Source organism: Bradyrhizobium sp. (genome assembly GCF_049519115.1).
Classification (GTDB): Bacteria; Pseudomonadota; Alphaproteobacteria; order Rhizobiales; family Xanthobacteraceae; genus Bradyrhizobium.
In genome coordinates this window covers 151,407-164,582 of sequence record NZ_JBEKRB010000001.1, presented here as the reverse complement: position 1 = coordinate 164,582, position 13,176 = coordinate 151,407, and the positions used below count along the sequence as shown (strand labels likewise).

Genomic DNA, 13,176 nt, shown 5'->3' with positions numbered 1-13,176 from the left:
TCGATCGTCATCTCGGAGGAAATCGCGTTGCGGCCGTAACGCTGGGTGAGATGAGTCCTCAAACTGTGGTCCGAAGGCAAGAGCCGCCATGTCAGGCCGTTCCAGTGCGAGCCTGCGCCGCCAAGCCCGGTGCCCGGCAAGAACGAGCCGAGCCTGCGGACCGGCAACGCCGCCTCCGACGGCGAATGCCGGAACGAGACGGTCTCTTCCTGCGCGTCCTGGAACAGCTCCTGGCGCGAAGAATATTTGAGATCGTCGCGAACGTTCGGCAGTGTGAAGTCCTCGCTTGGCATGCGCTTGGCGCCGCGCTCAAGGCCGACCGCATTGAGCCCGGCCTTGGTGAGTTCGCGGGCCATGATGCTGCCGGTCCAACCGACGCCGATCACCACCGCATCGACTTCCTTGAGAATGGTTGTCATGACGCGGCCCCTCTCACGAGAAGTCCGCGATCGAACGCGGCGGCTTGTCGTAGATCTTGCCCAGATATTTGCGGATGTCATGGCGGTAGGTCGCCGGCAAGCCCGGATATCCGACCATCTTCCACGAGGCCATGTCGCGGTTGCCGCCATAGATCGGATCGGCGAAGAAGCCTTCCATCGTGATCTGCAACAACGCGTTGAAGAACATCGCGCTGCCGAACCCCTTGAACTCGGCCTTGCCCTCTTCCATTGTCTTGAGCGCAGCGATCCGCTGGTCTTCGTTCAGCCGGTCAAAGTCCTTGCCATACGTCTTGCGCGTGAACTCGTTGGCGGATGCGACGCCGGCGCGGAAAAACTCGCGGGGGTTAAGCGAAAGCTGATAGCCCTGTTCGGGCTTTCCCTTCGGGAATGGTCCCTGCCGGTAAAGTCGCGCGCCCGTGCCGTAGGCCCCGGCGAGCTGCCGGTCGATGAAGTTGGCAACACCGCAGTCGCTGCCTGAAGGCGAAAGTTGGTCGGGCGGGATGATCGTGTCGGCGGCGGCCACGAAGAACGCATGCTCGGTTGCCGTCAGCGTCAGCAACGGCTCATCAACTGGCGGCGGTTGCGTTGATGTTGTCGCAGGCGTCGTCGCAGCAGATGGCGTCGCGGATACCTGCTGCGCTGCGGCAGGCGCCGCAGGTGCGAGCGCAGCGGCTCCCGCAACTGTCAGAAATTCACGGCGCCCGATTTTCGGGTCTTTTGCCATGACCGTCCTCCCCGGAATTATTGATTGATTAGGCGTTCATTAGTGTGGCGACTCTGCCGTTCCTTTCAGTTTCGCGGCGATCTCTGAAGGAACGTCAGAGTCAAAGCCACACTAAAATCATATATTTGCTGGTGTCCCTTTGGTTCTGACATTCGTAAAAGTACCCGCTGCGACGAGATACGAATGTCAGAACCGGGACACTAGCCGCTCCAGATTTGTTGATTTGCACGTTAGCACCGCTCAAGCCCGCGGCAAGCACTTCTATCACCGATGCCTGCATAGCCCCATTCGCTTGTCGTTGGGGCACAAGTGAGCGGCGCCCTCAATGAACTGGAGCCGGACCTGCGCGACTAATGGCGTGACCGGGTCAAAGGAGCCAGAACATGAGGGTCGCAACAGCTTTGCTTCGCGCGCTCGTTGTCTTTGCACTTTTCGCCTGCACGATCGGCGCCTGGAGCGTCGGCATGTCCGCCGCGCAGCCAGCGGTGCCATCCGCCGGCTACAAGATCGATCCGGAATTCACTCAGGTCTCCACGGACGGCGCGATATCAATCGAGCAATACCTGAACAAGGATACCGACGACGACCGGAAATGGCAGTTCTGGGTGCGCCGGCAGAGCACATTCACGTTGCTCGATCCGGAGCCGGCCGGCTACCCGGCGGCCTTTATCTTCACGGGCGATCTGAAATGGATCGTTCGCATGCAGAAGACCGGCTCTGGCGAAGAGACACTCTATCTCTATCGTGTCATCCCGCACGGCACCGTCCCCGCGAGCAAGAAGCCGCTCGGCGACCTGGCGTGGGCCTACCTCAAGACCCGCCCCGAGTGGCGGAGGATCGCGAAGCCGCCCGAGTATCACAAGGCCGCGGGTCTCCTGAAAGGGCTGCAAGACAACTATCGCCAGCTCGGCGTCGATTGGCCGGCGAACCGCTATCTTGTGATCACGCTGTCAGGAGATGCCGACATCAAGGGCCGCAAGCCGATGCAGACCGGCGTCGTCCACGGCTGGCGCTGCCGATATGATCTGGAGACCGGCAAATTCGAGGCGCCCGAGGTTTTCTCGGACCACAATGCGAAAGCCGTGGTACCCGAATGAAACCGCAGCGCGCAGGTTGGGTTGAGCAACTTGCGAAACCCGTCACCTTTGCGGGTAAAAGCGATGGTATCGCCTCCGGAATCTCCCTTTTTCGGTCTATTTTTGATGACTTATCCGCGTGCGGGAAATATACACCGCTGCCAGCAACGCTGACGCGGTTGTCGTGGATAGCGGATCGGCGCAAACTAGAAAGTGACACGACCTTATTATGAGCGGATTCAAGGAACCGAGCTTCGCGGACCGGCAGAAAGCAGCCCAGGAAGCCAGGAAAAGCATCCTGAGCAAGTTTCGTAGCCAGCCAGGCCCCGATGATCCGGCCGTGAAGGCGCGGCAGGCCGAGCGCGAAGCGCTGGCCGCCGAGCGTGCCAAGGCCCAGCTGGCGCGCGAGGCCGCCAAGGCCGAGCGCAAGCGCGTGGAGGAAGAGAAGGCTGCCACGGCCGCAGCCCAGCTCCTGCGCGAAAAGGAAGAGGCCCTCGCACGGCAAGCGGCACTCGAAGCCGAGCAGAAAACCCTGCGCGATGCGCGCTACGCCGCGCGAAAAAACAAGAAAAAATAACCAAAGACTGTAGCTGGCGGGGATGCCGCGTCAGGCGCGCAAACGAAACAGCGGCATCCGCCAGGCCGAGCGCGCAACACTGACGGCTTTCATCGCGAGCAAGCCACGACAGCAAACGAGAAATGAACGTCGATCCAAAATAGCCTCCTGCCGACAAAATTTTCGTTTTGACGCGCTTTCTTCACGCGAACCGATACCCACTTCGCTCGAAAACGCTACACTCACACCTCGAGACGAATTTCCTCCGCGTCCGCCATCCGCCGGATCGAGTCATCAAACGACAGCCGGTCGGGATTGTCGGGCGACTGGTCGCGCAACTGCTCGTTCAGCTCGGCCTGCTCGAGCAGGAATTTGCGGCCGTCGCGCAAGCTCGCATAGGCGGCCCACGGCACGAACTTGATCAGCGGAAACGGAAAGCCGGCGCGCGGCGAGACGTCGATGTTGACGCCGGAGATGAGCAGGAGGTTTTTGCCGGTGTAGGCCGGTTCGCGCAAAATGCTGCGGTAACAGCGGTCGAACTCGACCTGCGTGACGAAGCGCGCGGCATCGAGCGCCGGATTGGCCGAGGTCACGAGCGCCGGCATCGCCGGGAACAGCTCCATCTCCAGAATGTCGTGCTCTTCGGGATCTTGCGACAACTGCCTGCGGAAGCTGAAGAGCTCCGCGGTCAACTGCGCGCCCAAGGCTTGCGGTTCATCCTGCCATCGATCGGCCGGCAGGCAAGCGCGCAACCGTTGCGAGGCGAGATACGCCTTCGAGGTCGCGAGCGCCTTGAGGGGATCGTCGGCCTCCCCGACCAACTGATCGAGTTTCGGAAACAGGCCTTCAGTGCGCCTGTCGTCGAGATACTGATTGTCGAGATAGACCACCGCCTCGCCGTCGAGCTTGCCAAAACGAATGAGCTCGCGCGCACGTTGATATTCGTCGTGATACCAATGCAGCACCGCGGCGAGCTTCCCGCAATTGGAGCCGAAGCCGCAGCTCTCGGTGCGCTCGCGCCGGTAGACGCCGAAGCGGCCGCTATCGGCGTCATAGCCGACATGGCTCGCCTGGATGATGACGAGGTCCTCGCCGTGGGCGGCGTAAGGGCCGTGGCGATTGACCGAGACCTTGCCACCGACGCGGCCGTGATCGAACGGAAACGTGCCGAAATGCTGGGCGATCAGAATGACCGGATAGCCCTGGCTTTCGTCGGAACAAAATGCCCGCGACGGCAGCATGCGATCGCGCTTAAAGCCCAGGGATCGGCACAGGTTGTAAAGACGGGGGACAAACTGACTATAGCGCATCGCATAGGGACCGACCTTCAAATTCTCGATCATCCGCTGCTGCATCGATGTCCTCGCCCGTCAGGGGCCAAACAACCCGTCTAGAGGCCGTTCTTGACGGTCATATGAATGGCAGCGGTAACCGGCTCTTCTGGGACAACGGCTTCCGTCGTCTCGAACTGTCATACCCCCGTCAAACGACGCGGGAATTTTAGGGACGCGACTCAAACAGGGGATCTCGATGACCGACGCGGCCAACGGCGCCAACATGCGCAAACTGATTGACGCCGACCTTCAGGACACGCTCGACGAAGAAATCGAGATGGAGCTCGACGACCACCGGCTCCAGACGCTTCAAGATGGCACCTCCGCCCGCGACGCCGACGACGGGCTCGACCGCCAGCATTACTTCCAGGAGTTGTTGCGCCTGCAAGGCGAACTCGTGAAGTTGCAGGACTGGGTGCAGCATCAGAAGCTGAAGGTCGTCGTGATCTTCGAGGGCCGCGACTCCGCCGGCAAGGGCGGCGTGATCAAGCGCATCACCCAGCGCCTCAATCCGCGCATCTGCCGGGTCGCGGCGCTGCCCGCCCCCAACGAGCGCGAGCGCACACAGTGGTATTTCCAGCGCTACGCGACGCACCTGCCGGCCGGCGGCGAGATCGTGCTGTTCGACCGCTCCTGGTACAACCGCGCCGGTGTCGAGCGCGTGATGGGATTTTGCACCGAAGACCAGGTCGAGGAGTTCTTCCGGACGGTGCCGGAGTTCGAGCGCATGCTGGTGCGCTCGGGCATCATCCTCGTCAAATACTGGTTCTCGATCACCGACGAAGAACAGCAATTCCGCTTCCTGATGCGCATCCACGATCCGCTCAAGCAATGGAAGCTGAGCCCGATGGACGTGCAGTCCCGCGCACGCTGGGAGCAATACACCAAGGCCAAGGAAGACATGCTGCACCGGACTCATATTCCGGAAGCGCCGTGGTGGGTGGTCGAAGCCGTCGACAAGAAGCGCGCACGGCTGAATTGCATCGCGCATCTCTTGACGCAAGTGCCCTATAACGAGGTGACGCATCAATCGGTCGTGCTGCCGGAACGGATTCACGATCCGTCCTATCGTCGCGACAACATCCCGGAAGAGATGTTCGTGCCGAAGGTCTACTGAGGCGCGACATCAAGCGACGCGCAAGGCGAATAGATTTACTCGCCTTGCGGCCCGCTAACCTTCAGGAAATGGGATAAACGGCCAGGCCCCGTCGCTATTGTCGTTGGCCGGATCGCTTGCTGACTGTTGCTCGGCCGTGACGCTTTCGGGCGGCGCGGAAGGATCCGGCGAACCCGTTTCTGGCGGTCGATCGATAGCTCGACGCCTTCGAATAATGATTTCGAGTGCCATGCGCTGCCTCAAAAACCGCGTCTCTCAAATTTTTCTAATATATCGAATAGGTCGGATAATCGATGGTACGAAGAATAACTTCAGGTGATGGCTTTAGCGTGAAAAATTATTGTTTGGACCAAGTCAGGTCACGGGCACATTCTTGGCGCGATCAGCCGTGTCGTGACAAGCATGTATGACCGGCGTTCCGGATCTTGTCCCCAAGCGTTACCTTACACCCGCAACACCCGAGTTACATTTGCAATACCGGCCGGCATCAAGGTTTAAAGAACGGCGTCGTTTCGCTCGCCTATGCCGCTCGAAGAACGGCGTCGCTTCGCTCGCCTATGACGCCGGCCGGATTTCGCAAATGTTCTACTTCTCCGCGCTCACGAGCTGATAGGTGCCGCGTTCGAACGCGCGGTAAACCTCCAGCGCCTTGGCGTCGGCGAACGGCAAATACTGCATCAGGATCGTGCCGGCGACGCCACGCGCCGGATCGATCCAGAAATAGGTGTTGTTGATGCCGCCCCAGCTTAAGGAGCCGGGCGAGCGCATGCCCGGAAGCTGATCCACCGTGATCAGGAAGCCATAGCCCCATTTGTCGCGGCCATCGGCAATGAAGCTGAAGTCGGCGCTGCGCGGCAACGCGCTCTTGAGCGCAGGCACCGAGACCACGCCGATATGGTTCTGCTCCATCAGCTTGACCGTCTCGGCCTTGAGCACACGGGCGCCATCGAGTTCGCCGTCGTTGAGGATCATGCGCATGAAGCGACCGTAGTCATCGGCGGTCGAGGCGAGCCCGCCGCCGCCGATCGGCTCGGCGATTATGAGACCGACCAGCGGCGGGATTTGCAGCACGACCGGGCCGTCCATCTTGGCGCCGTCGCGCTGTTGTTGCGCGACGAGGCGCGGGCCCTTGGATTCCGGCACATTGTAGGAGGTGTCGGTCATCTTGAGCGGGACAAAGATGTGATCGTGGAAATAATCCTCGAGCTTTTGCCCCGACACCACCTCGACCAGCCGGCCGACGACATCGATGCTGGTCGAGTAGTGCCAGCGCTCGCCCGGATCGAACAGCATCGGCCCGCCGAACGGATAGGTTTCGCCGGCATGCGGTTTGAAATCGCGCCAGATCGCGCTGGTGAAGGGATAGGCCAGCCCAGACGTGTGGGTCAGGAAATGCCTGACCAGCGGTGCGCTTGCCGCCGGACGAAGCTTGTAATCGCCGGTCATGGCATCGAAGGACTCGATGACCTTCGGGTTCTTCAGTTCCGGCAGATATTTCTCGGCGGGATCATCCAGACCGATCTTGCCCTGCTCGACCAGTTGCATCAGTGCCGTGGACGTGATCGGCTTGGTCATCGAGGCGATGCGAAACAACGCATCCGTCTTGAGCGGGCGACCGGTCGCAACGTCGGCCACGCCGAATGCGTTTTCATAAAGCACGCCCTTGCGATCGGCGATCAGCGCCACCACGCCCGGCACATCCTTGCCCTCGACCGCGCCACGTAGGCTCGCGTCGATGGCGGCCTGGGCCTGCGAATTCTGTGCGCTCGCGGTGCTTGCGAACGCGACAACCGCAACGCTTGCGGCGAATGCGATTTCAGCGGTCTTGTTCATGGAAGTCTCCCTGTTGTCGTTCATGGCCGGGTATACCCCTGCTCTCCCGTTGCTCAATTCCCGTTCGACGCCGGTTGGGGGACGGCGAAAGGTGCGGCGCCGTTTCGGCTTGCCGCGAATGGCAACATTAGCACCTGCCATCGGTGGTGTCTCTTGGGTAACACCGCATGGCAGCGATCCGCGGCTACCCCGGAAGCCGCTTTCGCCTCAGCGGCCACCATCCAGGGTGATGATGCCGCTTCGCGGGCAAACGAGGCCCTCGCCCGAAACGGGTACGAATCTAGCGCCCTTCTGGTCGAGCTTCCACGCGGTCTTGACCGGCAAAAGATCGGCGGCGGTGCTGCCGTCCAGCACCGCCAGGATGATGTCGGGAAGATCGCGGCCCTTGGCCTGGCAAATGCCGGAAAAGGCGGGCTCGGTTTTGGAATGCGGCGGAAACAACAGCGCGTCGCGGACGAGCCCGCGCCGGTCGATCAGTTCGACATATTCGGCGCCGCAGATCAGCCAGTTGACCGAGGAGAGCTGATCGGAAATTTCATCGCCGCCCAGACCCTTGAGGCCGAGGGCACGGTATTTTTTCTCGGTTTGAACGACCGGCTCGTTCGACGAGCGCTTCCCGATCAGGGCTTTGGGAATGTCAGCGCCACATGGCAGGTTTTGAAATTCATCGGCGAATGCGGTGTGTGCCCACACCAGAAAGATCGCAGTCAGCAGGCACGCCGATTTCGTCATGGTTTGTCCTCGTCGGATCGAGCGGAATAATGCTACCGGAGATTTTCCTCAGGTAACACGGCCGCCCTCCCGGGTGACCAAAATCCTGCCCGCGCCAAACCTTGGCAGTCGTTCTAGGTGTTTGCTATTATTAATGAATTTTCATTTTCGGCTTTGGCACTTCGCTTTAGCCTTTACTTCGCAATGCCTGCATCTTGTGAACGTTTACGGCCGCTGCTAACCCCTCTCAGCGTGATAAGGGATAGTCTGCCTCGTCCAGGGATCATCGCATTGACGGACGATTTTTCGGAAATCGAAGTGGTCGCCACCAACTTCAACTGGCGCCAGTCCGGCGGCACGACGGCGGTCGTGCAACTGGTTCCGGAACAGGCCAAGACGCTGAAAATCGCGGCGCTCGGCTTCGACCTGCCGGAGCGGGTGCCGCGCATGCGCTGGCGCGACGTTCCAAAACTGTTTCGCCGGCCGGCCAACCGGCCATTTCGAATCTACCATTGCCGCCGCAACAACGAGATGATCGCAGGGCTTTTGCTCAGGTACGTCCTGCGCGCGCCGCTGCGGCTGATCTTCAACTCCGCCGGTCAGCGCCGGCACAAGCCGCTGACGCGCTGGATGTTGAAGCGAATGGATGCGGTGATTGCGACCAGCGAACGCTCGGGCAGTTTCCTCGACGTCCCCTATACGGTCGTCCCGCATGGAACGGATTTCGACCACTTCCATCCGCCGCGCGGCCACGAGGACGACTACGCCGCGACCGGGCTTCCCGGCAAATATGCCGTCGGCTGCACCGGGAGAATCCGCCACCAGAAAGGCACGGATCTGTTTGTCGATGCGATGGTGCAGCTTTTGCCGAACTATCCGGACTGGACCGCGATCATTACCGGCCGCACCACGTCGGACAATCTCGCCTTCGAGCGCGAGTTGAAGTCGAAGATATCGGCCGCAGGGCTCACACAGCGCATCATCTTCCTGGGCGATGTCGATGATATTTCGGTGTGGTACCGGCGCTTCACGTTGTTTGTGGCGCCGTCGCGCCAGGAAGGTTTCGGCCTGACCCCGCTGGAAGCCATGGCCTCTCAGACGGCGGTCGTCACCTCGGACGCCGGATCGTTTCCGTCGATGATCCAGCCTGGAGTGAACGGCGCCATCGTGCCGGCGGGCGACGCCGAGGCGCTGACCGCCGCGATCGAACCCTATTTCCGCGAGCCGGATATGGCTAAAGAACACGGCCGGGCGGCGCTGGAATTCGTACACGCCAATTTCTCGCTCGCAGCCGAGGCGCGCCGCATCCGCAGCGTTTATGACCGGCTGTGGACCGAAGGACAAAGCCCACTTGGCCTGACGGAAAAAGGCCGGCAAAACGCGGGCGAGACCGAACCCGCGAGTTATCCGGACCGGACCGGGTACAGGAGGAACCATGCTCAAGCTTGACACGCTTCGCTCGACGCCGCTGCAACGCGATCCCTTCGAATATCTGATCGTGCGGGATTTCGTCGAACGCGAGAAGCTGAAGCAGGTCCTTTCCGACTATCCCGAAGTGCCCGGGCCCGGCTCGCATCCGCCGGCGGGCCTGAAAATTGCCGGGCATTTCAAGGAGATGATCGACGAACTTCTCGCGACTTCGTTCCGGCAATTGGTCGAGGAAAAGTTCGACATCGACCTCACCGGCCGGCCGACGATGTACACGGTGCGCGGATTCTGCCGGGCGCGCGACGGCAAGATCCACACCGATTCCAAAACCAAGATCATCACCGTCCTGCTCTACATGAACGACGATTCCTGGGAGAGTTCGACGGGGCGCCTGCGCATTTTGCGCAACGGCACGGACCTCGAAAATTACGTCGCCGAAGTCGAGCCGTCCGGCGGGACACTTCTGATCTTCAAGCGTTCGGACACGTCGTGGCACGGCCATCACCCGTTTGCGGGCAAGCGCCGCGCGATCCAGTTGAACTGGGTGACCGACCAGTCCGTCGTCGACCGCGAGCAAGGCCGTCACGGCTTCTCGTCGATGATCAAGCGCCTGTTCCAGCCCGCGACTGCGTGACGGCGGTAGGTTTCGCCGCGCCGGGTCTCTTCCGCTCGCGGTGGCCGGGCCTTCCTGCATGCTGCAGAATCAACTAGGTGATGAGGGATCGTCTACGCTGACATTCCGATGACCCGCCGCGAACGCAGAGCGGCCCACAAGGACACCGAATTGGCCGTGCCGGCCACAACCACAGCCGCAGCGCTCCATGAAGCCGCCGTCCGGCACTTTTCCGCCGGCGAGTACCTCGAAGCCCAGCTCTGTTGTCAGCAGGCGCTTGAACGCGATGCGGCCAACGCCGAGACGCTGCACCTGATGGGCGTGATCGCGCTGCAGGCGCACCAATACGATCATGCGGTCGAATGGATATCGCGCGCGATCCGGCAGCAGCCCAAAGCGGATTATCTGACTAGTCTGGCTACCGCGCTCCAGCGTCAGGGGCGGCACAACGACGCGCTCCTGACTTTCGACAAGGCAGTCCGGCTCAAGCCGGACGACGGCGGCCTGTGGCGCAATCTCGGCAGTGCCCTCGCCGATGCCGGACGACTTTCCGAGGCGGCCTTAAGCTTTCAGCATGCGCTCAAGCTCGATCCCTGCCTTTGGGATGCCGCGTTCCAGGCCGGATTTCTGCTCCATCACGAGGGGCGGAGCGAGGAGGCGCTCGAGCTCTTCAAGCTGCATGAAAAGATGCCGCCGGAAAGCAATCTGGCGCTGCAGATGCGCGCGCTTGCGATGTATATCGAGGGCCGGTTCGAGCAGGGTCTCGTCGACATCACGCGCGCTCAGGAGCGCGATCCGGCCAACGCCGGACTTTGTAACCAGCTCGGCGTCTTCCTGCAGCGGCTGCATCGCGAGGCCGAGGCGCTGCCATGGTTTGACCGGGCGCTCGCGCTTCAACCGGACTTCATCGGCGCACTTCGCAACAAGGCCTTTACCCTGACCAACATTCACCGCTTCGTGGAAGCGCTCGCGGTTTACGACGAGATCAAGGCGCTTGATCCGGACGACGCGAAGGCAGATTTCGACGCTTCCCTCGTTGAGCTCCTGATCGGGAACTTCGAGGCTGGCTGGGCCGGGCGCGAAGCGCGGTCGAAACTCGTTGGCTTCGCGCATTTCGATTTCCCTCAGGCGCGGTGGCTCGGCAGGGACTCCATCGCCGGCAAGACCATTCTCGTCGTTAACGACGAAGGCTTTGGCGATCTGATTCAGTTCGCGCGTTACATCCCGATGCTGGCCGCGCTCGGAGCGCGCGTGATCCTTCTGGTCGAGGACCCCGCCGTCTCCCTTCTGTCCGGGATGGCCGGCGTCGCGGAAGTGCTGCCCAAATCAGCCGGCAGTCTTCCCCACTTCGATCTGTATTGTCCGGTGTGCAGCCTGCCGCTCGCCTTCGACACCAGGCTCGAGACGATCCCGGCGTCTCTGCCGTATCTGCCTTCGCCTGATGTGGAGCGTGTGCAGGCCTGGGAGGACCGGCTCGGCCCGCGCGAACGCCTGCGGATCGGCGTCGTCTGGTCGGGCAATCCCGTGCATTTCAACGACCACAACCGCTCGATCCCCCTAAAACTGCTCGTGCCCGTGCTCGATGCGGACGCGACCTTCATCAGTATTCAGAAGGACCCGAGAGACAGCGACGCAGCGATCCTGCGCGAGCGATCCGACATCATCGACCTGACGTCCGGGTTCGCAGATTTCGCCGAGACGGCCGCTTTGATCGCGTGCCTCGATATTGTCATCACTGTCGACACCAGCATCGCCCATCTGGCCGGGGCGCTGGGACGGCCGACCTGGATCCTGCTGCCCCATACGCCCGACTGGCGCTGGCTAACGAACCGCGACGACAATCCCTGGTATCCGAGCGTGCGCCTGTTCAGGCAGGACGAGACGCGCGACTATAAAGGTGTCATTGCGCGGGTGCGCGGCGAACTGATGGCGATGACCGCCGTCCGCCAAGCGATTGAACGGCCGCTTCAGTAATCCCGCTCGCGGTGCACGTCGTGGACGACGATGCCTTCGGTCGGCATCGCGAGCCAGTCGCGGCGCAGCAAGGTACGGCGGGTATCCTCCAGGCCGCTCATCCAGTGCTCGCGCATCGAGGTCGCCGAGAAGTCGAAGTCCTTCGAGTCGCCCTCATAGGCCTTCTGCTGATAGATCAATTGCAGAATGGTGATGGCGGACAGATGCGCGAGGCTATCACGCATCGTGCGCTCCTCGTTGCTCAATTCCGCCTCCGGCACCTTCAACAGCGCCTTGTAGAGCGCGGCCTTGAGGTTGTTCATGCGCTTGTAGACGTCGGTGTTGTGGCGCGTGCGCGAGGAATAGACGATGTCCTTGTGCCGCGAGGTGACCTCGTGGATGTCGCGCGGCAACTGCCCGCGCGCGCTGAACAGGTCGACCTGGAACACCAGCGAGTTCTGGCCGTCTTCCTGATCGAGCAGATGCTGCAACGGCGTGTTGGAAACGATGCCGCCGTCCCAGAAATGATCGGTGCCGATCCGCACCATCGGCAGCGCCGGCGGCAACGCGCCGCTCGCCATCACATGCTCGGGCTCGATCACTTCCTTCTTGTTGTCGAAGTAGAGAAAGTTGCCAGTGAGCACGTTCACCGCGCCGACCGCGAAATGCATGTGGCGCGCATTGATGCGGTCGAAATCGACAAGCTCCAGCAGCGTTTCGCGCAATGGCGTCGTGTCGTAATAGCTGGTGGCGGTTTTGGCGCCGGCCGGGCTGAGCCACGGATTGACCTCGTGCGGCTTGAAAAAGCCGGGCTGGCCGAGCGTCGAGGTCATGAACGAGCTCGTGAGGTTGCGTGCCTTGCGATAGATGTCGCCATCGGGCGTATAGTGCCAGACCTTGCGCGCGGTGATGCGGTCCCAGAAGGTTTGCAATCTTTCCAGCCGCTTCTCCGGCGGGTTGCCGGCGATGATGGCCGAATTGATCGCGCCGATCGACACGCCGCAAACCCAGTCCGGCTCCATGCCGGCTTCGTGCAGCGCCTGATAAACGCCGGCCTGATAGGCGCCGAGCGCGCCGCCGCCCTGCAACACCAGCGCGATGCGATGGCAGGCTTCGGGACGCCACGGCGCGGCAGCTTCCGTTTCGGATTTCAGCAGTCGTTCATCACCCGCGAATTGATCCATCACATCCGATCCAGTCGTTGCGTCAGGGGCGCAGAGTGAAAAACGGCGGTGACGTTGGTATGACACGGCCCGCCGCTCGCGGGTGTTTCATCCGGCCGTCAAACACCTTGGTTACCGTACCGCGAAAATAGCTTCGATCCGGCAATCCGATGCGGCTCGCGCGAGTGTGACGCCGTTCGGGTGACGTCAAACCAGTTTCAAACAATA

Annotated in this window: 11 protein-coding genes; 6 read left to right on the top strand and 5 right to left on the bottom strand. The window is 61.6% G+C overall.

Translation table 11 applies throughout. The annotated features are described in order from the left end of the window. Positions 1 to 432: 432 nt before the first annotated feature. Positions 433 to 1,164 (bottom strand): gluconate 2-dehydrogenase subunit 3 family protein, encoded by a 732-nt coding sequence (locus ABSE61_RS00840; RefSeq protein WP_423869158.1) that lies wholly within the window; start codon positions 1,162 to 1,164, stop codon positions 433 to 435. A 383-nt stretch (positions 1,165 to 1,547) separates the two neighbouring features. Here ABSE61_RS00840 and ABSE61_RS00835 point away from each other — a divergent pair, with 383 nt between their 5' ends. Both ABSE61_RS00835 and ABSE61_RS00830 read left to right on the top strand, forming a co-directional pair. Further along, positions 1,548 to 2,261: a hypothetical protein gene (locus ABSE61_RS00835; RefSeq protein ID WP_423869157.1), complete on the top strand. Its 714-nt coding sequence runs from the start codon at positions 1,548 to 1,550 to the stop codon at positions 2,259 to 2,261. 208 nt (positions 2,262 to 2,469) lie between these two features. After that, positions 2,470 to 2,817 (top strand): DUF6481 family protein, encoded by a 348-nt coding sequence (locus ABSE61_RS00830; RefSeq protein ID WP_423869156.1) that lies wholly within the window; start codon positions 2,470 to 2,472, stop codon positions 2,815 to 2,817. Between the two features lie 221 nt (positions 2,818 to 3,038). Here ABSE61_RS00830 and ABSE61_RS00825 read toward each other — a convergent pair whose 3' ends face one another. Further along, entirely contained in the window at positions 3,039 to 4,151 is a 1,113-nt protein-coding gene (locus ABSE61_RS00825) for a hypothetical protein (RefSeq protein WP_423869155.1), read from the bottom strand. Between the two features lie 175 nt (positions 4,152 to 4,326). Between ABSE61_RS00825 and ppk2 the strand changes: the two genes are divergently transcribed. Further along, entirely contained in the window at positions 4,327 to 5,247 is a 921-nt protein-coding gene (gene ppk2, locus ABSE61_RS00820; protein WP_423869154.1) for a polyphosphate kinase 2, read from the top strand. A gap of 585 nt (positions 5,248 to 5,832) precedes the next feature. Here ppk2 and ABSE61_RS00815 read toward each other — a convergent pair. Together ABSE61_RS00815 and ABSE61_RS00810 are read right to left on the bottom strand one after the other, a co-directional pair. Beyond that, positions 5,833 to 7,080 (bottom strand): serine hydrolase domain-containing protein, encoded by a 1,248-nt coding sequence (locus ABSE61_RS00815; protein WP_423869153.1) that lies wholly within the window; start codon positions 7,078 to 7,080, stop codon positions 5,833 to 5,835. 207 nt (positions 7,081 to 7,287) lie between these two features. Continuing rightward, positions 7,288 to 7,812 (bottom strand): hypothetical protein, encoded by a 525-nt coding sequence (locus tag ABSE61_RS00810; protein ID WP_423869152.1) that lies wholly within the window; start codon positions 7,810 to 7,812, stop codon positions 7,288 to 7,290. A gap of 270 nt (positions 7,813 to 8,082) precedes the next feature. Here ABSE61_RS00810 and ABSE61_RS00805 point away from each other — a divergent pair, with 270 nt between their 5' ends. From ABSE61_RS00805 to ABSE61_RS00795, 3 genes are all read left to right on the top strand, one after another. After that, positions 8,083 to 9,240: a glycosyltransferase family 4 protein gene (locus ABSE61_RS00805; protein WP_423869151.1), complete on the top strand. Its 1,158-nt coding sequence runs from the start codon at positions 8,083 to 8,085 to the stop codon at positions 9,238 to 9,240. Beyond that, entirely contained in the window at positions 9,227 to 9,853 is a 627-nt protein-coding gene (locus ABSE61_RS00800; RefSeq protein ID WP_423869150.1) for a 2OG-Fe(II) oxygenase, read from the top strand. Before ABSE61_RS00805 ends, ABSE61_RS00800 begins: the two co-directional genes overlap by 14 nt. Before the next feature lie 108 nt (positions 9,854 to 9,961). After that, positions 9,962 to 11,806, top strand: a complete 1,845-nt coding sequence (locus ABSE61_RS00795) for a tetratricopeptide repeat protein (RefSeq protein ID WP_423869149.1) — start codon at positions 9,962 to 9,964, stop codon at positions 11,804 to 11,806. Here ABSE61_RS00795 and ABSE61_RS00790 read toward each other — a convergent pair. Then, complete coding sequence (locus ABSE61_RS00790; RefSeq protein ID WP_423869148.1) at positions 11,800 to 12,969, bottom strand: patatin-like phospholipase family protein; 1,170 nt, start codon at positions 12,967 to 12,969, stop codon at positions 11,800 to 11,802. The two genes, ABSE61_RS00795 and ABSE61_RS00790, sit on opposite strands and share 7 nt — an antisense overlap. Positions 12,970 to 13,176 lie beyond the last annotated feature (207 nt).